The 18,451-nt window shown below is 45.4% G+C and carries 19 protein-coding genes, 1 tRNA gene and 2 rRNA genes; 14 read left to right on the plus strand and 8 right to left on the minus strand.

Translation table 11 applies throughout. From position 1 onward, the window contains the following. The first annotated feature begins 130 nt into the window (after window positions 1–130). Together L5M71_RS08515 and L5M71_RS08520 are read left to right on the plus strand one after the other, a co-directional pair. Window positions 131–1,051 carry a manganese-dependent inorganic pyrophosphatase gene (locus L5M71_RS08515; protein WP_212600488.1) on the plus strand — a complete coding sequence of 307 codons (921 nt, stop codon included), beginning with the start codon at window positions 131–133 and terminating at the stop codon, window positions 1,049–1,051. A gap of 210 nt (window positions 1,052–1,261) precedes the next feature. Further along, complete coding sequence (locus L5M71_RS08520) at window positions 1,262–1,873, plus strand: DedA family protein (RefSeq protein WP_263206931.1); 612 nt, start codon at window positions 1,262–1,264, stop codon at window positions 1,871–1,873. A 45-nt stretch (window positions 1,874–1,918) separates the two neighbouring features. Here L5M71_RS08520 and L5M71_RS08525 read toward each other — a convergent pair whose 3' ends face one another. From L5M71_RS08525 to L5M71_RS08545, 5 genes are all read right to left on the minus strand, one after another. After that, a complete protein-coding gene (locus L5M71_RS08525) occupies window positions 1,919–2,362 on the minus strand; it encodes an energy transducer TonB (protein WP_113940127.1) in 444 nt (147 codons plus the stop codon). Window positions 2,363–2,726: 364 nt separating this feature from the next. Further along, entirely contained in the window at window positions 2,727–4,187 is a 1,461-nt protein-coding gene (locus L5M71_RS08530) for a thioesterase (protein WP_113940129.1), read from the minus strand. A 141-nt stretch (window positions 4,188–4,328) separates the two neighbouring features. After that, on the minus strand, window positions 4,329–5,369 hold the full coding sequence (locus tag L5M71_RS08535; RefSeq protein WP_105251217.1) for an MJ1255/VC2487 family glycosyltransferase: 1,041 nt from the start codon (window positions 5,367–5,369) through the stop codon (window positions 4,329–4,331). Between the two features lie 70 nt (window positions 5,370–5,439). Then, window positions 5,440–5,952 (minus strand): phosphatase PAP2 family protein, encoded by a 513-nt coding sequence (locus L5M71_RS08540; RefSeq protein WP_263202631.1) that lies wholly within the window; start codon window positions 5,950–5,952, stop codon window positions 5,440–5,442. A 413-nt stretch (window positions 5,953–6,365) separates the two neighbouring features. Beyond that, window positions 6,366–6,614, minus strand: coding sequence for a YgjV family protein (locus L5M71_RS08545; RefSeq protein WP_006083323.1), 249 nt, complete (start codon window positions 6,612–6,614; stop codon window positions 6,366–6,368). A gap of 324 nt (window positions 6,615–6,938) precedes the next feature. Here L5M71_RS08545 and rraA point away from each other — a divergent pair, with 324 nt between their 5' ends. The 12 genes from rraA to hemB all read left to right on the plus strand — a co-directional run bounded on the left by rraA (window position 6,939) and on the right by hemB (window position 17,701). Further along, window positions 6,939–7,424 (plus strand): ribonuclease E activity regulator RraA, encoded by a 486-nt coding sequence (rraA, locus tag L5M71_RS08550; RefSeq protein WP_006083324.1) that lies wholly within the window; start codon window positions 6,939–6,941, stop codon window positions 7,422–7,424. Between the two features lie 129 nt (window positions 7,425–7,553). Continuing rightward, the gene (locus L5M71_RS08555) at window positions 7,554–8,618 is read left to right on the plus strand and encodes a formimidoylglutamase (RefSeq protein ID WP_263206932.1); all 1,065 of its coding nucleotides are present in this window, start codon (window positions 7,554–7,556) and stop codon (window positions 8,616–8,618) included. Window positions 8,619–8,863: 245 nt separating this feature from the next. Continuing rightward, window positions 8,864–9,619, plus strand: coding sequence for a bifunctional demethylmenaquinone methyltransferase/2-methoxy-6-polyprenyl-1,4-benzoquinol methylase UbiE (ubiE, locus tag L5M71_RS08560; RefSeq protein ID WP_006083326.1), 756 nt, complete (start codon window positions 8,864–8,866; stop codon window positions 9,617–9,619). Next, the gene (locus tag L5M71_RS08565; RefSeq protein ID WP_168825772.1) at window positions 9,619–10,239 is read left to right on the plus strand and encodes an SCP2 domain-containing protein; all 621 of its coding nucleotides are present in this window, start codon (window positions 9,619–9,621) and stop codon (window positions 10,237–10,239) included. Before ubiE ends, L5M71_RS08565 begins: the two co-directional genes overlap by 1 nt. Further along, complete coding sequence (ubiB, locus tag L5M71_RS08570; RefSeq protein ID WP_263206934.1) at window positions 10,236–11,885, plus strand: ubiquinone biosynthesis regulatory protein kinase UbiB; 1,650 nt, start codon at window positions 10,236–10,238, stop codon at window positions 11,883–11,885. Before L5M71_RS08565 ends, ubiB begins: the two co-directional genes overlap by 4 nt. 59 nt (window positions 11,886–11,944) lie before the next feature. Next, entirely contained in the window at window positions 11,945–12,184 is a 240-nt protein-coding gene (gene tatA / locus L5M71_RS08575; protein ID WP_006083329.1) for a Sec-independent protein translocase subunit TatA, read from the plus strand. 6 nt (window positions 12,185–12,190) lie between these two features. Next, on the plus strand, window positions 12,191–12,679 hold the full coding sequence (tatB, locus tag L5M71_RS08580) for a Sec-independent protein translocase protein TatB (RefSeq protein ID WP_263206937.1): 489 nt from the start codon (window positions 12,191–12,193) through the stop codon (window positions 12,677–12,679). Window positions 12,680–12,682: 3 nt separating this feature from the next. Next, window positions 12,683–13,435 carry a twin-arginine translocase subunit TatC gene (tatC, locus tag L5M71_RS08585; protein WP_113940134.1) on the plus strand — a complete coding sequence of 251 codons (753 nt, stop codon included), beginning with the start codon at window positions 12,683–12,685 and terminating at the stop codon, window positions 13,433–13,435. Window positions 13,436–13,480: 45 nt separating this feature from the next. After that, window positions 13,481–14,002 carry a hypothetical protein gene (locus L5M71_RS08590; RefSeq protein WP_028759544.1) on the plus strand — a complete coding sequence of 174 codons (522 nt, stop codon included), beginning with the start codon at window positions 13,481–13,483 and terminating at the stop codon, window positions 14,000–14,002. After that, on the plus strand, window positions 14,002–14,805 hold the full coding sequence (locus L5M71_RS08595; protein ID WP_263206941.1) for a TatD family hydrolase: 804 nt from the start codon (window positions 14,002–14,004) through the stop codon (window positions 14,803–14,805). Before L5M71_RS08590 ends, L5M71_RS08595 begins: the two co-directional genes overlap by 1 nt. Next, window positions 14,798–16,684 (plus strand): diguanylate cyclase, encoded by a 1,887-nt coding sequence (locus L5M71_RS08600; protein WP_263206943.1) that lies wholly within the window; start codon window positions 14,798–14,800, stop codon window positions 16,682–16,684. Before L5M71_RS08595 ends, L5M71_RS08600 begins: the two co-directional genes overlap by 8 nt. Window positions 16,685–16,693: 9 nt before the next feature. Next, a complete protein-coding gene (gene hemB / locus L5M71_RS08605; RefSeq protein WP_263186321.1) occupies window positions 16,694–17,701 on the plus strand; it encodes a porphobilinogen synthase in 1,008 nt (335 codons plus the stop codon). 242 nt (window positions 17,702–17,943) lie between these two features. On the opposite strand, the gene rrf (L5M71_RS08610) is transcribed toward hemB, so the two are convergent. The 3 genes from rrf (L5M71_RS08610) to rrf (L5M71_RS08620) all read right to left on the minus strand — a co-directional run bounded on the left by rrf (L5M71_RS08610) (window position 17,944) and on the right by rrf (L5M71_RS08620) (window position 18,326). After that, a 5S ribosomal RNA gene (rrf, locus tag L5M71_RS08610) occupies window positions 17,944–18,059 on the minus strand. Window positions 18,060–18,096: 37 nt separating this feature from the next. After that, a tRNA-Thr gene (locus L5M71_RS08615) sits at window positions 18,097–18,172 on the minus strand. A 38-nt stretch (window positions 18,173–18,210) separates the two neighbouring features. Next, window positions 18,211–18,326: ribosomal RNA gene (gene rrf, locus L5M71_RS08620) — 5S ribosomal RNA — on the minus strand. Window positions 18,327–18,451: the final 125 nt, after the last annotated feature.

The raw sequence follows: 18,451 nt of genomic DNA on the forward strand, positions 1-18,451 counted from the left end.
TTTGCCGAACCTGAGCGTTCGATTTTTAGAGAAATAGCAACTGAAGAGCACAGTGATATGCGCTTTGGCTATTTCCGATTAAAGCCAAATATTGCTAAAATTGTCACAAATTTAAAGGAGAGTCCCTGAAATGCCCATTTACGTTGTCGGTCACAAGATCCCCGATTCAGATTCAATCTGCGGTGCTATCGCGTTAGCCTATTTAAAAAACCAAATCGGTGAAGAAGCCATTGCCGCACGTTTAGGTGAATTGTCACCCGAAACCGCTTTTATTCTGGAACGTTTCGGCTTCGAAGCTCCAGAATACAAAACCAGCTACGCTGGCGAGCAAGTGTATATCGTTGACCATTCAGAACTGACTCAAGCACCGGATGATATCGCCCAAGCGACTATCGTCGGGATTGTCGATCACCACAAGCTAGGCGATCTCACCACAGATACACCGCTAGAATGCTGGATCCGCCCAGTAGGTTGCAGCAACACAGTGATCAAGATGATGTTCGACTTTTACCAAGTCGCTATCCCTAAAAATATCGCTGGCATAATGATGTGCGCCATTCTGAGCGATACCGTGATTTTCAAATCACCCACTTGCACCACTGCCGACATTCGCTGCGTTGAAGCGTTAGCTGAGATCGCCGGCGTTGAAGATTTCAAAGAACTGGGCATGGAAATGTTCAAAGTGAAATCAGCCGTACAAGGCACACCAGCGCGCGACCTCGTTATGCGCGACTTTAAAGACTTTAACATGAACGGTAACTTGGTCGGTATCGGCCAGTTAGAAGTGATCGACCTGTCAGTATTTGACGATATCAAGGCCGAGCTAGAAGCCGATATCAAAGCGCTCAAAGTGGAAGGTAACCGCCACAGCGTTTTATTGCTGCTGACTGACATCATGAAAGAAGGTTCAGAGTTATTGATTGTGTCTGACGATGCGGAGCTGACCCAACGTGCCTACGGTAAAGATACCGTCGATGGCAAAGTGTGGTTAGACGGCGTATTAAGCCGTAAGAAACAAGTCGTTCCACAGCTACAAGCGGCATTCGCCTAGTCGCTTTATCGTCGCGACTGTAGTACAGGTATTAAGGCCGAACTGAGTTCGGCCTTTTTTATATTTCAGGTAAAAACGGCCCCCCTGCGTTACGCCTATTCACCGCCACTAACGAAAACTGGCATGAAACTTTGCTCATAAATCTATCCAGCCAGAGAAGTTGGCGAGTATGATGGGCTAATTGTCCCACTGATTCGATCACTTTCATCCATGCCTGAAGCGCTACAACATATCATCACCGAACTCACCCCTTGGCTGCAGCAATACGGCTATGTGCTGCTATTTATCGCGATTGCTGTCGAGGGTTTTGGCATTCCAGCGCCGGGGCAATCCTTATTGATTGTTGCAAGTTTATTAGCTGCTGCAGGGCAAATGTCACTGCCATTGGTGTTGATCGTCGCAGTTTGCGCTGCACTCTGCGGTAACAGCTTGGGATATTTTATCGGTTGGCGCTTTGGTGATGTGTTGCTTAAGAAGGGTTGGATAAAACCGCAATTGGAAAACAAAATCCATGGCGTTATTGGCCAATATGGCATTGCCGCTTTAGTGCTGAGTCGTTTTGTTGAGGGATTAAAACAATTTATGTTTATCGGCTGCGGTCTCGCTAAAATGCCACTAAAACAATTTGTGATTGGCAATGCTCTCGCCACCAGCATTTGGGTGGCACTCTTTGGATTAGGCCCAGTGTTAATCCGCGATGAAATCGCTCCCATGCTGGCGTTTTACCACCAGCATAAGTACCCCACATGGGCCATGGTCAGCCTAATACTCGCCGCACTAATCACTTTTACTTGGCGCAGGTGGCAAACCAAAAATCCGTAGTAGGCAATTAAGCCTTGCTTACTACTTAAAATAGTTAAGTTACCGTTAGCCACATACTAATTGCGTTTGTTGCTTACAGGCATTTTGAGATTGTTCCGTCGACTCATTGCCTATACAAAAATCTAACCTTATGGTTCTTCTTTCAGAAGTCATTACGTTCGTAGCGGCAGTGGGGACCCAGTTCCATTTTTTTAATATCTGACTTGAGTATTTACCCAGCGATTTTTGAGGAACAGATTTAACGACTTCGATATTTTCGGCCTTACCCGACTCTGAAATATCAAAAGACATGACAGCACAACCAGCAATGCCCGAACGAGCGAGTTCCATTGGATATTGCGGGGCACTTTTATTTTCACGTTCCCAAATAAAACCACTCGTTGGTTTTATATCTGTAACTTGCACATCCCCATACACATTATGACTTTTTGCAAAACAATAGTTTGATACAGCGAAAATAACCAAGGCGGATAAAATTGAACACTTCATATACACTCCATTGTTTAATGAATTAAAATAATGTCTTATCACTAATTATTTTTTGATTAATAACCACTAACCCTGATAGTACTTAAGTGGTGAATAACGTTAATATAGCTAATACTTATTCACCAAAACCAATGACTCTAAATAAATAGTAAGCCAAAGTTTACTTCAGTTTACAAGTTAACCTACCGAACTTAGCACTCCATCGCAAGACTTGACGATGAATGTCGAAATATTTGTTTTTAATTAAAATGAGTAAAATAAATTTACTTATGAACCATTTATTAAAAATAAAAAGCGCTTTTACGTTGTTTGGAACACACATTGAAAGCACTTTCAAAACAAGGTTAAGCTCTTTAAAACTCAATCACTTTATGCCTTCAGTTTCAACCTTAGGTTGAGGTTCTGCACCGTCATTTGGCTTAGCCTCAGGCTTTGATTCCGGCGCTTTAATTGGCGCGGGTGGCGCCTCAGTCGCAGCAGGCTTATCTTGTTCCTGTGATACGTTTGGCTCCTGCAATGGTGCATTAACCTTAGGTGTCGGTGAGCTTTGCTCTTCAGGTAAAGGCTCGACAATAATCACTGGCTCTTGTGGCACAGGCGTTTCACCTTCGGTAGATGTTGCAGCTTCTGACTCTGGCGCTAAGGTGCCAAGATCTTGGTTCGCAGGGCTTTCCACCGCATGTTTAGGTAATTGATTTCGATATAAATCAATCATACGCATCACCTCAGACAAGGCTTTACCATGCTCAGGAGTGAGAATGCCATTGTGCCCAGAGACGATTTCGTCCGACACGGCCAGTACCCATACGGCTTGCATATTGGCATCGGGGCAGGTTTGCACGGTACGACGAGCCTGCAGGCGAGCACGAATTTTCCAGCCTGATTGAGGCAGCGTCATCATACAGCCAGGGATTTGATCGTGCGCCATCAAGGCCGAAGGCATCTTCATTGGCGTGGTGCAATTGCCACCAGAGCATTTGTCAATATCGTGGGTAATCGCCCAAGAGTTCCCGACAGCGCGCTCGCCGTCCTTGATGTAATTGAAGGCTTCTTTCACTGCAAAATCCCCCTTCGATTGCAACACCACCATACTCGGTTTTTGTCTATCTAAGCTCACCAACGTATCTAATGGCTGATACTCTTTAGCAGGTACGGCAGGATTTAACAGTAAGAATAAATTAGGATTATCCTGCTGATTATCAATGGCGGCTTTGATGCGATCTTTACTCGCATGCAAAACAACAGCACCGCCAAGACTATGGCCAATCACAGTGTACCGCAGCAGTTTATGCTGTGTTACTAAGCTATCAAGCTTATCCAGCAACTGTGATAGACCTAACTGCCCGATACGTTTAGCAACCCGTTTACGCTGTAAAATAGTGGGAAAATCTAAGGGTTCAATCCAACTTTTTGCATCATCTGAGCCATCGATCCAAAAAGGATCATATTTATCGCCCCGCCAGCCAATATACAAACCCAACAAGTTACGCTGGGTATCGGACGCGGCCATTTGCTGATAAAACTGCTCAAAGGCAATAAAGTTTTCATCCTTAGGCTCAGCGCTATGATGCCAGCCATGGACAAAAATCAATAATTCAGGGATCTGTGCAGGCTCTGGATATAAAATTCGCGTCTCTAAACCTTGCCATTGCCTTTCGTCGTGGGGCTGACCTTTATCATTAAACTCAATCACATGAAAATTTTGCTTAGCGATATCAGGGCCGGGGATGTGGTAAGCCTGATCTGGAATAAAAGGAAGTAGGACACAAAGTAATAACAACATTAAAAACAGTAACTTGTACTGAGTAAACTTTTTCAGGCTCATTTATAACAACATAATTAACGGCCAGGCTAGGCCAAAATAGACGTGCTGAAAGGGACTAACAGCAAAATTGACGAAATTATACGCTAACGCCATTAACCCAGCTAGTGCCTAAGTTGCTTTTCATCTAAACAGCAATGCTGTTTAACGCCAAGTATCGGGAAGCGTGACTTGGCTCCATAACTCTTGGCACAGCGGCTGACTATTGTGCCAGTCGCCGCCGTTAATCCATTTAACCAGCGTATCCCCCACCTTTGGATATGCAATTGGATTAGGCGATGCCGTTTTAAGCCAGCGCTTAACTATGTTCACATCGAGACTCATCATGCTATCTGCAGCCGCTAAAAGTTGTAACGCCGCCACATTCGATAACTGCTCAAACTGGCCAATCAGTGGTTTGACTAAGAGTTTTTTACCTAAGGTTAATGCTTCGCTGGCAAGCTCAAAGCCCGCATTGCCTATCACACCACCGCAGCTGGCAAGATGTTGCTTAAACCCCTCACGATTAAAACCGTGCCATTTAATGTGCTCAGCAACTTGGCCTTTAGGTTGTTGGCTGTGATATACCAAAAACTGATAATCACTAAAATGAGACAGAAAATGAGCAATCATATCCGCATCTTCAAAAGGTAAATAAACTAAAATCTGATGCGTGTGTTCGAATGGGCTGGCATCCACTTCGACAAAAGGCGGCAAAATAGGGAAGCCAAAATGATGCCAATGACACCCCAGCGCCACATCCACTGGTGCAAAATAATTGAGCAGCATCTCATTAAACCAAGTGCTACCGAGTTTTGGCACCGGATGAGTTAACGCCGCCTGATGGCTAATCCCAATGGATGGCACGCCTTGGCGCCGCGCAGCCCAAGCCGACACAGGTTCAAAGTCGTTGAGTACTAAATCATAGCAACTGAGATCTAAGGCTTTAATATCTTTAAATAACGACAAGGACAAATTTTGTCGGACAGTTTGTGGCACATTCACGCGCCCGGAGTGCGTCGCAAACGTCATTCCCGCTTGAACGCGATAATCACCAAAGCACTCCATATCGAAAAACTGATCAGGCTTGCGTCCCGAAAATAGAAAGTCCACTTCAATATCTTGTTTCATCAATGCTTTAGCCATGACGCGTGCACGACTTAAGTGGCCATTCCCTGTGCCTTGAACTCCGTAGAGTATTCGCATTACGTATCCTTAAACTGATGAGTGAAGGAGAATTCCCACTAATGAAATGATTAACAGGCGCATATTTGAATTAAATCACTGGATGAACCAGCAATACCGACCCAATCCCCAATGTGGCTCCCGCCAGAATATCTAAGGGATAATGCACGCCAAGAGCAATACGTGAGCCCCCTATGCTAAAAGCCCATAAATACGCCACAGGAGCCGCCGCTGGATAGATTTGCGCCACGCTCGTTGCCATCACAAAGGCCGCGGCTGTATGACCAGACGGTAAACTGAAGCGATCCGATGGTTCAAAACCACTCTCAAATCCCACTAATGCATGGCATGGCCGTGTGCGACGAATACTATTTTTCAATAGTAAATACAGAGGTAACTCAACCAAAAAACTCGCTAACATCAAATTAAATAGAGCCTGTCCTTGAGCGTGCGTCAGCATCAAACCCACGGACAAATATAAATACACATGCCCATCGCCACTCGCTGATACCCGCTTTGCATGGGCATATAAACCATGGTGCTGGGTGAAGCTCACGATATAGCAAAACATTCGCTTATCTAAGTCTGCAACGTAACTCAACATAAAACAGGCTCCTTGCTGGCATACCAGCGAGTTTTACTGTGATGTTAATCTGTGCATTCTCTCGACGACGCTTAGAGTGCTTAGTCTGAAACCGACCAACTCACCAAGGCTCTATTCACGATTGAATTCGTTATTGACTGCTCACGGCTAATTTGCTGTTTGCTAATAGTTAAACCTAAACCACATTAGCTAAAGCACTATTAGATAGCTTGAGACTAAGAAAGACCTGTGACGGCTAAGTGACATCTGCTCGAAGGTTTTATGACAAGAAGCATGGCTGAGGTTTTGATCTAGAAGGATTCTAGGGACGTTATGCTGGGGTTAAGGGATTTATTTAGGAATAGCGATAGGACTGAGGCAGAATATTGTGTTGCTCTAAATGTGAATCCCAAGAGCAACACAATCAAATAAACTTAGGCTGCGGCGGGAGTATTCGCCTTAGCGCGGTAAATTTTCGTCAAATGGTAAATATTAATACAAGCAACAAACGCATTCATGCCAGCCACTGGCCAAGCAGAAATAAACACCCCATAAACAACAAATAGGGTACATCCCACAAAATTCAACCATCGCAACCAAATGATATTCTTCATCATTAGAGAGATCGCCACCATTACAGAGGCAAAATAACCAATAATTTCAATCGTATTTACAGCTTCCATAGGCACCTCTCGAAGGCCCTCTACCGTCCATAAGCGTAACGGGGGGTCCATGCCCCTAAAGCAAATTAAGTTAAGTAAGTTAATTTAAACTTGGGATATAATACCAAAGCACGCAACAGAGTTGTAATAAAAAACCGTTATTTAATGACTAATATCAAGTTTTACCGCATAACTTCTAAAGTGCGACGAAAATTTACTACAGATGTGTTAACAGCCCAATGGCAACAATACCGTGATTGATAACACTTTTCTTTTCAAGAATCCCTTTTATACTGGCGTAAACTCGCTAAACTGTACGCAACGCGGATCAATAGGAGTGTAAATATGGAATACAACACCTCAGAATTATGTGACATGTACTTAGATGTCGTAGATGTAGTCGAGCCCATGTTCAGTAACTACGGTGGTTGTAGCTCTTTTGGCGGTTCTATTAGCACCATCAAGTGCTTTGAAGACAACGGCCTAATCACCGAAGTCCTACAAGAGGATGGTCAAGGTAAAGTCTTACTCGTTGATGGTGGTGGCTCATTACGCCGTGCGCTGATCGATGGTGCTATCGCTGAACTTGCGGTTAGCAACAACTGGGAAGGCATTATCGTTTACGGTTCTGTACGCGATGTGGATGCATTGGAAGAGTTAGACATTGGTATTCAGGCTCTTGCCTCTATTCCAGTGGGTGCTGATGGCAATTCAGTGGGCGAAGTGGAAATTCCGGTCAATTTTGGCGGTGTGACTTTCTTACCCGGCGATCACATTTATGCTGATAACACAGGTGTGATTTTATCACCTGAACCTCTCGACATTGAGTAATCTCACTGTTCAGCCAAGAAAGCCAGCTAAGCTGGCTTTTTTATTCACTATTTTCAACGTTTCCCCATTGAATCCTCGCGCCACACTGGCCACAATAGCTCGACTCCGGCCGAATAAGAATATCAATCTATGCCTGAATTTATTCCCTTTACCCAGACAGATATTGCCTCATTAGTCAGCCCAAGAACCGGCGAAACTAAATTAGGCCAATGCGTCCATCTGGCTAATCACGAACATAGGTTAGAGACCATACTCGCCACTGCCAAAGCCCACGGGGCAAGCTTCGCCATTTTCGGCGTCGGTGAAGATATCGGCCCACGCGCCAACTTAGGCCGCGGCGGCGCGACCGATGCGTTCACTACCAGCATGCGCCAATTGCTCAATCTGCAATCTAATCGCTTTCTTTCTGGTGCCGAATGCCTAGTATTAGGCCAAGTGAACACCGCCGATCTGCAGCAACAAACTTCGGGTAATACAACAGCTAACACTAACGTCACCTTAGATGAATTACGCGATGCGGTGGAGCAACTCGATGAGCGCGTTATCCGCATCGTGAGTGCAATTTTAAAGGCAGGTTTAGAACCCATACTTATCGGCGGCGGCCACAACAATGCCTATGGTTTGTTGATGGCAACCTACGGCCACTACCAACGCCAAGTCGCCGCGGTGAATCTTGACCCTCATTCGGATTTTCGTCTGCTTGAAGGTCGTCACAGCGGCAATGGTTTTAGTTACGCTGCCGATCGCGGCGCCTTAGGTTGCTATCATGTACTGGGTTTACACGAGTTAAAAAACAGCGAAGCCAACCTAAGCCAACTCAGCGAATTTGGGGGCACTTGGCATAGCTTGCAACAAATTTGGGTTCGCCGTGAAATCAGCCTTGGCCAAGCTTTACTTGAAATCGCCGCCAAACTAAATGACACAGGTTTACCCGTAGGATTAGAACTTGACGTAGATGCTATCGCTAAAATGCCCAGTAGCGCTTCAACCGCTGCAGGTGTGCCATTGCTCGATGCGGCGCATTATGTCAGCTATATCGCCCGCCACTGCCTATGCGCTTATTTGCATTTAGCCGAGGCTGCACCAAGTTGCCACGAAGCGGGAATTGAAGCCGGATTCAGGGATGTAGGCCAAAGCCTAAGCGAGCTTATCTACGCTTATGTGCAGGCTCGCATGCAATTTTTGGCACAATGAATATCACCAGTTACACCCAACTGGGCGCTAAGCTATTCACCAAATCCTGATATTGTGGTCTAATGCCTGTCCATTTTACGTGGTCGCTAAGCACTTAATCCTACGACTGTTCAGGAGTGCCTCAAGCTAAGGCATTGCAGTTAGTTTACTAGCTCGATCACAGAGTGATAGATCAAAGATTCAGCAAATGCAGGCGATGGCTTACACTCGCAACTAATACATTGCAAAACAATAGGAACACATTGATGTCTGAGGGCGAATCTAAAAGTACCCACTTTGGTTACAAAACCGTAGAGGCAGATAAAAAGGCTGAACTCGTTGCCGGCGTGTTTCATTCTGTTGCCGCTAAGTACGACATAATGAACGATGTGATGTCCTTCGGCATTCACCGTTTTTGGAAACGTTACACCATTGAAGTCTCTGGCGCCCGCCCTGGCATGAAAGTGCTCGATTTGGCCGGCGGTACAGGTGACTTAACCGCAAAATTCTCTCACTTAGTGGGCGATAAAGGTGAAGTGGTTTTAGCTGACATTAACGATTCCATGTTAAAAGTCGGGCGCACTAAGTTGCGCGACAAGGGCATAGTCAACAATGTCAGTTATGTGCAAGCCAACGCCGAAGCATTGCCGTTTCCCGATAACCACTTCGACATCATTACCATCGCCTTTGGTCTGCGTAACGTGACCGATAAAGATGCGGCGCTGCGTTCAATGAATCGCGTGCTTAAGCCTGGTGGCAAGTTATTAGTGCTAGAGTTCTCTAAGCCTCAGCATGAAATTATGCGTAAAGTGTATGATTTATATAGCTTCAAAGTCTTACCTAAGATGGGCGAGCTCATCACTAAAGATGCCGACAGCTACGAGTATCTGGCTGAATCGATCCGCATGCACCCAGATCAAGACACATTAAAACAAATGATGGTTGATGCAGGCTTTGAACAAGTCGACTACACCAACATGACCGACGGCATTGTCGCATTGCACCGTGGTTATAAATTCTAATGATGCCGCAAGAAGTTGTGCTGCTTGCCTGCGCCGCAATTGAAACGGGTCTGAAAAAACTTCAGGCCCAAGCGGGCGACGATTATTCGCGCCAGCGCCAGTTGCATGGCAAAGTGTTTCGTATCCAATTATCGCAGCTCAGCTGGCCATTCTATTTAGTGTTTGCCAAAGAGATCCAAGTACTGAGCCGCTATGAAGGCGATGTCGATGTCAGTCTACATGCCGATGCGACGACGCTTTATCGCGTGTCCGAAGGCGCAAACCTGACTGAACTAATCAAGCAAGATAAACTCAAGCTTGAGGGCGATCTCAATTTATTACAAAGCTTTAGCCAATATCTACGCGGTATCGAATTTGACTTTGCCGAGCCAATATCCCGTTATTTAGGTGATGGTCCCACTCACAAACTCATCTGTTCTAGCCATCAGGCAAAAGACTTTGCACTCGAAGTGTTGCGTAAAACCCGCTCCCACTTAGGGCAACTCGCAGTTGAAGAGTATCGCCTCGCACCGCACCCAATTGAGTTAATGCACTTTCGCGATCAAATGGATGATTTAGTTGCCGACACTCGCGCGATTGAACAACGGATTGCCCAATTAAGAGACCAAATTAAGCCATGACCTTTGCCAGTATCCGCCGCGGTTACCACGTCATCAAGACCTTACTTCAGTACGGGTTAGATGACGTATTGCCGCCAAAGATGACACCTTGGTACTTTAAGCTCGCCCGTAACAGCCTATTCTGGATCCGCAATAAGCATAAAAATAAGCCCGGTGGCGAACGCTTAAAACTGGCGATGCAGGAACTCGGTCCCGTTTATATCAAGCTTGGGCAAATGCTCTCAACCCGCCGCGATTTACTCAGCGATGAATGGGCCAGTGAATTGGCCATGCTACAGGACAAAGTGCCGCCCTTTGATGGTACACTTGCCCGCCAAGCGATTGAAGCTGAGCTAAAAGCGCCGATTGAATCCCTATTCGATGACTTTAATGAAACACCACTGGCCTCAGCCTCTATTTCTCAGGTGCATACCGCGACCCTCAAATCTAACGGCAAAGACGTCGTACTTAAGGTGCTACGCCCGAATGTAGAAGCCAAGATTCAAGCCGATCTGCAGTTGATGTCGCAAACGGCCAAACTGATTGAATACCTCCTCGGTGAAGGTAACCGCCTGCGCCCTGCTGAAGTGATCGAAGATTACCGCGTGACCATTTTAGGCGAGTTAAACCTTAAGCTCGAAGCCTTAAACGCAGTCAAGCTACGCAACAACTTCCTCAACTCAGATGCGCTCTATGTGCCTTATGTGTATGAAGAGTTTTGCTATCCACGCCTGATGGTGATGGAACGTATTTACGGTATTTCTGTCTCGGATATTGCCGCCCTTAAAGCGCAAGGTACCAACTTTAAGTTATTGGCCGAGCGGGGTGTTGAACTATTTTTTACCCAAGTATTCCGCGATAACTTTTTCCACGCCGACATGCATCCGGGCAATATCTTTATTTCCCGCGATCATCCTGAGAACCCATACTACATTGGGCTCGACTGCGGCATCATGGGCACACTCAGCGAAGTCGATAAGCGCTATCTCGCCGAAAATTTCCTCGCCTTCTTTAATCGCGATTATCACAGAATCGCCCAGCTCTATATTGAGTCTGGCTGGGTATCGGAAAAAACCGATCTACAAGCTTTCGAACAGGCCATCAAAGTGGTGTGTGAACCTATGTTCAACAAGCCGCTCGACGAGATCTCCTTTGGTCATGTGTTACTGGAATTATTCCGCACTGCGCGCCACTTCGATATCGTGGTGCAACCGCAATTGGTATTGTTGGAAAAAACCTTACTCTACATCGAAGGCTTAGGCCGTCAGCTGTATCCGCAGTTGGATTTATGGCAAACCGCCAAACCTTTTTTAGAGCAGTGGATGGCCGACCAAGTCGGTCCTAAAGCTATGTTTAAAAAGGTATCCACAAAACTGCCATATTGGGCTGATAAACTACCTGAATTCCCTGAACTAATTTACGATAATCTTAAGTTAGGCAGGAAATTGCTGAGTTCTCAGCAACAAATGCTAGATAAGTATTTGAAATATCAGCAGCAGGCACACAAGAGTAACTACTTGCTTATCACTTCTGCCGTTTTATTGATCTGTGGCACGTTATTGATTAATAGAGACGCTACACTATGGACCCCTTATGTTTGTCTAATTTCAGGCATGATATTGTGGTTTGTAGGATGGCGATCTAGGCCAAAGAATCGCAAATTTTAGCTAGCACTAATTAATCAGAGGTTCATAATAGAACCGATATCAATTAAGAGGATACCTTCATGGGTGGTATTAGTATTTGGCAACTGCTTATCGTTGCGTTAATCGTTGTCTTGTTGTTTGGAACTAAGAAATTACGCTCTTTGGGTGGTGATTTAGGTGGTGCGGTTAAAGGCTTCAAAAACGCCATGTCTTCAGAAGAAGACAAGAAGGCATTAGAAGACACCGAAGCGGCTAAAACAGCGCAAACAACTCAACAGGCGACTGAAAAGAAACCTGAGTCTAACAAAGAACAGGCGTAACTCTTTATGTTTGACGGTATCGGCTTTATGGAGCTGCTGCTGATCGGTGTTTTGGGGCTAGTGGTTCTTGGCCCCGAACGTCTACCGGTTGCGGTGCGTTCGGTAACGAGTTGGATCCGTGCGATGAAACGCATGGCGAACTCGGTAAAAGAAGAGCTTGAGCAGGAGCTGAAGATCGAGCAGTTGCATGCCGATCTTAAAAAAGCCGAGAGCAAAGGTTTATCTAACCTCTCACCTGAACTCAAAGAGTCTATTGAGCAACTAAAGCAAGCGGCACAGTCAGTGAACCGCCCTTATCAGGTTCAGGATCCATCAAAAGACACCCCTGCGCCTGAGAATCAAATTCACACTCCTGCTCAAGTGAATCCAGTTCAAGCTAGCCAAACTAATCCAACAGCCACTGTAGAGGCGAGTCAAACATCGGCTTCTTCCGCTACTTCAAGTGAGCCATCTCAGGGCGTGGATACCAGTTCTAACCCGAAAGCCAACGGATAATTCATGTCGCAACAGCAGCCACTTATCAGCCATTTGCTTGAACTTAGGTCCAAGCTGCTAAAATCCATTGCTAGTGTGTTATTAGTGTTCATTTGTAGTGTGTACTGGGCAAATGATATCTACCACTACATGGCAATACCTTTAATGCAATCTTTGCCTCTTGGTGGCAGCATGATTGCGACGGATGTCGCTGCACCATTTTTTGCACCTTTCAAACTAACCCTCGTTTTATCATTTTTTGTGGCAGTGCCCTACGTGTTATTTCAAATTTGGTCCTTCGTGGCACCGGGTTTATATAAACATGAAAAACGCTTAGTGATGCCACTGCTATTCAGCAGTACCTTATTGTTTTATCTCGGCATTGCATTTGCTTATTATCTTGTATTCCCTGTTGTTTTTGGTTTTTTTGCTAACAATGCGCCAGAGGGAGTTCAAGTTGCGACAGACATTACTAGTTACCTTAACTTTATTCTGAAGCTGTTCTTTGCCTTTGGTCTATCCTTTGAAATCCCCATTGCCGTTGTTTTACTCTGCTGGTCAGGTGTCACTACACCTGAAGATCTCAAGCAAAAACGTCCTTATATCATAGTGGGCGCCTTTGTCGTCGGCATGCTATTAACCCCACCGGATGTGATTTCCCAGACTATGCTTGCTGTACCAATGCTGTTATTGTTCGAAGGCGGTTTATTAGCGGCTCGTTTCTACAGCAAACCAGATGACGAGTCAGACGAAGATACTGAACAAACAAACGACTAACGTCCTCGAAGGCGTTAGGGGAATAATATAATAAGGAACATTCTCATGCGCTTAACTCTTATAACGGCAGCGATAATGCTTGTATCTGTCCAAGCAAATGCCAGCATTGAACAACAGTTAACCCAATGTGCAGCAACCGCCGATAAACTCGACCGCTTGATTTGCTATGACAAGCTAGCAGAAAGCGTAAAAGCTGACACCATTAGCACTCAAGCGATACCGGCTACAGTAGCAACAGTTGCAGTCCCTACGACTGCAGCAGCGATAGTGGCAACCGCCCCCCAAGCACCAGCGGCAAAAATTGCCGATGACTTTGGGATGGAAGCCAAGCGTGTTCAAGAAAATACTGTCGATAAGATTTATTTAGAGATTCAATCTATAGCCGAAGATGCCTACGGAGACATTAAAGTGACTTTCACTAACGGTCAGGTATGGAAACAAACTGATGGCCGTAAGTACAATGTTAAGCAAGGTGAAACTGTCTATATTGAAAAAGCCGCTTTAGGTTCTTTTTTAATGGGTACCGATGATCGCAATGCCAAGGTTCGGGTAAAACGCCTAAAATAATGCCCTCATACATAGATATCGCTGTCAATTTACTTGGCAGCGCACTCGAACAAGATACTGTATCGATAATACAAGCGGCGGCGGACCAAGGGGTTTCGCCGTTAATTGTTATTGGCAGCGATTTAACTGAAAGTGCGGCAGCCATTGCTGTCTGCGAGCAATATCCTAATCAACTTTACTGCACTGCTGGTGTGCATCCCCACCATGCCAGTGGTTGGCATGATGGCTCAAACGCTCGACAAGCTGAACTCTGCCATGCACCGCAAGTGGTTGCCGTTGGCGAATGTGGTTTAGACTACAATCGTGATTTCTCCCCGAGACCTATCCAGCGCCAAGCTTTTATTGCGCAACTAGAATTGGCGATTGAACTTCAAATGCCAGTACTGATGCACGAGCGCGATGCCCACGAAGACTTTATCGCTATCCTGCGTGAATATCGCCCCCAGCTTAATGGTGCGCTTTTACATTGTTTCACAGGCACTCACGCACAGATGGAAGCCTATATTGACCTCGATTTACACTTAGGCATAACAGGTTGGGTCTGTGATGAAAGACGCGGCCAAGAACTAGCGCAACTCGTCCCCTTTATTCCGCAGAATCGCATTTTAATCGAGACAGATAGCCCTTACCTACTCCCCCGTAGTATGCGACCTAAGCCTAAATCGAGCAAAAACAAGCCCGAATACCTTCCTTATATCGCAAATTATATTGCAAACCTACGCGGAGAAGATGCGGATGAGTTTGCAAAACGTTGCTACCAAAATAGCTTAGCGTTTTTTAATTTGGATCGAATCCATGCTTAACAAAAACATGCCACTCATACTCTTGCTGTGGCTATGGATATACCCAACACAGGCCTTGGCAACCCTATTGAGCATTGACGAGTCAACCACGACACCTTTAAACCTTACGCCTTGGTTAATGGTCAGCCACCCTACACCAGCAAAAGAACTGGCCGAAATACAAGCTTTGCCAAAAACTGATTGGCATAACTTTACCAATAAAGACATTCAAAAACTCAGCGGCCATGATTTTTGGCTCAGTTTCAGCTTAACCAGCCCTGACGAAACACTTTCGCGCATTTTAGCGCTAGATAACCCTTTGTTAGACAAGGTAACTATCTACCATTTAGTCAATAATAAACTCATGAATACTGTGCTGATGGGTGATATATTCCCCTATGAGGATCGACCATTCTTGAGCAATATTTTCCTATATCCTTTCAAGATCAACACAGATGACTCCCATACTTTCTATCTGCATATTCAAACTGAAGGTAGTGCTGCAGTACCATTAAACCTATGGTCTTCTAATGACTTAGCTCAAATTGCCGAATCTACCGCCGTTGAGCATGGATTCCAACTTGGTGTACTTGCCGCAATTGGCATTTTTAGCCTTTTTATCGCCATAGCATCGGGCTCATTCAGTTACAGCTATTACTCTGGCTATGTCCTTAGCATGACCTTACTCGTTGCCACGATTAACGGTTTTGCCTTCCGATTCCTCTGGCCAGACTGGCCGCTATTGCAGCAAGTTATGGTGCCGTTTTTACTGCCAATCGTTATGGCATTTGCGTTAATGTTTACTGAAAAAATATTACAGCTCAAATATTTAAACCGCCGTATGTTACTCACTTGTCGCTATAGTGCTGTGTATATCCTCTGTGTTGGACTCGCCACACCATTTATCCAATATGGAACGGCGCTCTATATCGAGATCATTTCCGTTGCAGTACTCAGCCTAATCCTGATGGTCTTTGCCATTACTCAGGCTATCAATGGCCATAAACTGGCACGTATGTACACTATTGGCTGGGTGAGTATGCTGACAGGCGCCTGCATCAGTAGCTTGCTTTATCTCAGCGTGATTGACCTCAATTTAAAACCGCAAACGCCTGTGATGCTTGGGCTGACTTTTGAAATTATCTTCATGTCTCTGGTGCTCGCCATCCGCTATAACGATGAGCGCAAAGCTAAACTACGTATCCAGCAAGAAGCCTTGAAACAAGCACAGAAAATTCGTAGTGCGCGGGAAGAAGCCCTAAAAGCGGAAGCCGAGAGCAATGAGAAACTCGAACAAATGGTACAAGAACGTACCTTAGAGCTTGAAATCACGCTCAGAGAATTGCATGAAGTAAACCAAAAACTCACTGAACAAAGCACTATCGACAGTTTAACTGGGGTCAAAAACCGCAGTGCCTTTGATAAACGTTTAATCGCTGAAAGCCGGATCAGTCGCAGGCAAGAAACTCCCATAGCACTGTTAATGCTTGATATAGATCGCTTCAAGCTGATCAACGACAGATTCGGTCATCTTGCAGGCGATCAAGCATTACGTACAATAGCTCAAACATTACAGCAGCATTTAAAACGGCCAACGGATCTAGTGTCACGTTTTGGGGGGGAGGAATTTGCTATCATCCTTCCTAATACAACTGCAGAAGGTGCTCTCCAAGTTGCTGAAACAATAAGAGACGCTGTTGCCTCTATTCATTTTGAATGGGAAGGTGAAGCGATACCTTTGACTATCAGTATCGGAGTCAGTGCCGATATAGTGACCCACGATCAACACAGTACTAAATTACTAGAACAAGCAGATAAAGCCCTCTACCAAGCCAAAAACGGTGGACGTAATCAAGTCAGCTTGTATTTGTCGGATCAAGCAAGACCAGTACCTAATTAGGAGTCAAATGTGAATATCATTACCAGTGCCTTCCCTCAGCGTAGAATGCGCCGCATGCGTAAACATGATTTTAGCCGTCGCCTCATGGCCGAAAATCATCTAACGGTCAATGACTTGATTTACCCAATGTTTGTTCTAGAAGGCACTAATCGCAGTGAAAAAATAGCCTCTATGCCCGGTGTTGAGCGCTACTCGATAGACTTGCTACTGAAAGAAGCTGAAGAACTGGTTGAGTTAGGTATCCCATTGATTGCACTTTTCCCTGTGACACCTGCAGAGAAAAAAACGTTAATGGCAGAAGAAGCCTATAACGCTGATGCCCTAGTGCAACGTGCGGTTCGCGAGCTCAAAAAAGCCTTTCCACAGCTCGGAATCATGACTGACGTGGCACTAGATCCTTTCACCACTCACGGTCAAGACGGCATCATAGACGAAACAGGTTATATCCTTAACGATATCACCACCGAGATTTTAGTGAAGCAAGCACTGTCACACGCCGATGCTGGAGCAGACATCATTGCACCATCGGACATGATGGATGGCCGTATTGGCGCGATTCGCCAAGCATTAGAAGCGGCAGGGCACGTCAACACCCAAATAATGGCTTACTCGGCAAAATACTCTTCAAACTACTACGGTCCATTCCGTGATGCCGTAGGGTCAGCGGGTAACCTCAAAGGTGGAAATAAGCATAGCTATCAAATGGATCCAGCGAACAGTGACGAAGCTTTGCATGAAGTCGCACTCGATATCCAAGAAGGAGCCGATATGGTGATGGTTAAGCCAGGTATGCCGTATTTAGATATAGTGCATCGCGTTAAAACTGAACTTGCAGTACCAACATTCGCCTATCAAGTCAGTGGTGAATACGCCATGCATATGGCTGCAATCCAAAATGGATGGTTAGCAGAAAAAGCCATCGTCATGGAATCCCTACTCTGCTTTAAACGCGCAGGCGCAGACGGTATTTTAACTTACTTCGCTAAACGTGCTGCCCAGTGGCTTAAAGAAGCTTAAGCAACCTAATGCGAAAGTAACACCTCAAAGCAGCCTTCTGGCTGCTTTTTTTTATCGATTAATAGTGAAAAATCTGGAAGCAAAGCTTGTGTATTGAGGGGAAGAAAAAACTCGCCAACAAAGCTAATAGCAATACTTACAGTCGGTAGCATTGCTATTAGTACAAAGAATGTTCAGATTACAGACGCAAAAAAGCCAGCTTATTCAGCTGGCTTGGTTACATCTCAATGAGATAATTAGGCGCTTGGCGATGACCTACTCTCACATGGGGAGACCCCACACTACCATCGGCGCGTTTGCGTTTCACTTCTGAGTTCGGGATGGGATCAGGTGGTTCCACAAGGCTATTGTCACCAAGCAAATTCTTTATTCTAGGATTAAACACTAGATTGTAATGGTGCTGATACCCAGAATCGAACTGGGGACCTCATCCTTACCAAGGATGCGCTCTACCGACTGAGCCATATCAGCAATTCTATACTAATCAATTAAGATTATTTAAATTAGGCGCTTGGCGATGACCTACTCTCACATGGGGAGACCCCACACTACCATCGGCGCGTTTGCGTTTCACTTCTGAGTTCGGGATGGGATCAGGTGGTTCCACAAGGCTATTGTCACCAAGCAAATTCTGTTTATTACCGTGTCCATCTCTGGCTCACGCTAATAATAATTCGGAAAGCTGATTTGCTTTGTTTGAGTTCAAACTTTATCAAGTATCTGTATTCTGTCTAAGTTCGCTTAGCAAAA

It is taken from the genome of Shewanella sp. SW1 (assembly GCF_025653545.1).
GTDB lineage: Bacteria > Pseudomonadota > Gammaproteobacteria > Enterobacterales > Shewanellaceae > Shewanella > Shewanella oncorhynchi.

Excerpts from the sequence above, each read along its gene's own strand:
- L5M71_RS08515 (WP_212600488.1), top strand. The coding sequence starts at position 131 with ATGCCCATTTACGTTGTCGGTCACAAGATCCCCGATTCAGATTCAATC.
- L5M71_RS08520 (WP_263206931.1), top strand. The coding sequence starts at position 1,262 with ATGCCTGAAGCGCTACAACATATCATCACCGAACTCACCCCTTGGCTG.
- L5M71_RS08525 (WP_113940127.1), bottom strand. The coding sequence starts at position 2,362 with ATGAAGTGTTCAATTTTATCCGCCTTGGTTATTTTCGCTGTATCAAAC.
- L5M71_RS08530 (WP_113940129.1), bottom strand. The coding sequence starts at position 4,187 with ATGAGCCTGAAAAAGTTTACTCAGTACAAGTTACTGTTTTTAATGTTG.
- L5M71_RS08535 (WP_105251217.1), bottom strand. The coding sequence starts at position 5,369 with ATGCGAATACTCTACGGAGTTCAAGGCACAGGGAATGGCCACTTAAGT.
- L5M71_RS08540 (WP_263202631.1), bottom strand. The coding sequence starts at position 5,952 with ATGTTGAGTTACGTTGCAGACTTAGATAAGCGAATGTTTTGCTATATC.
- L5M71_RS08545 (WP_006083323.1), bottom strand. The coding sequence starts at position 6,614 with ATGGAAGCTGTAAATACGATTGAAATTATTGGTTATTTTGCCTCTGTA.
- rraA (WP_006083324.1), top strand. The coding sequence starts at position 6,939 with ATGGAATACAACACCTCAGAATTATGTGACATGTACTTAGATGTCGTA.
- L5M71_RS08555 (WP_263206932.1), top strand. The coding sequence starts at position 7,554 with ATGCCTGAATTTATTCCCTTTACCCAGACAGATATTGCCTCATTAGTC.
- ubiE (WP_006083326.1), top strand. The coding sequence starts at position 8,864 with ATGTCTGAGGGCGAATCTAAAAGTACCCACTTTGGTTACAAAACCGTA.
- L5M71_RS08565 (WP_168825772.1), top strand. The coding sequence starts at position 9,619 with ATGATGCCGCAAGAAGTTGTGCTGCTTGCCTGCGCCGCAATTGAAACG.
- ubiB (WP_263206934.1), top strand. The coding sequence starts at position 10,236 with ATGACCTTTGCCAGTATCCGCCGCGGTTACCACGTCATCAAGACCTTA.
- tatA (WP_006083329.1), top strand. The coding sequence starts at position 11,945 with ATGGGTGGTATTAGTATTTGGCAACTGCTTATCGTTGCGTTAATCGTT.
- tatB (WP_263206937.1), top strand. The coding sequence starts at position 12,191 with ATGTTTGACGGTATCGGCTTTATGGAGCTGCTGCTGATCGGTGTTTTG.
- tatC (WP_113940134.1), top strand. The coding sequence starts at position 12,683 with ATGTCGCAACAGCAGCCACTTATCAGCCATTTGCTTGAACTTAGGTCC.
- L5M71_RS08590 (WP_028759544.1), top strand. The coding sequence starts at position 13,481 with ATGCGCTTAACTCTTATAACGGCAGCGATAATGCTTGTATCTGTCCAA.
- L5M71_RS08595 (WP_263206941.1), top strand. The coding sequence starts at position 14,002 with ATGCCCTCATACATAGATATCGCTGTCAATTTACTTGGCAGCGCACTC.
- L5M71_RS08600 (WP_263206943.1), top strand. The coding sequence starts at position 14,798 with ATGCTTAACAAAAACATGCCACTCATACTCTTGCTGTGGCTATGGATA.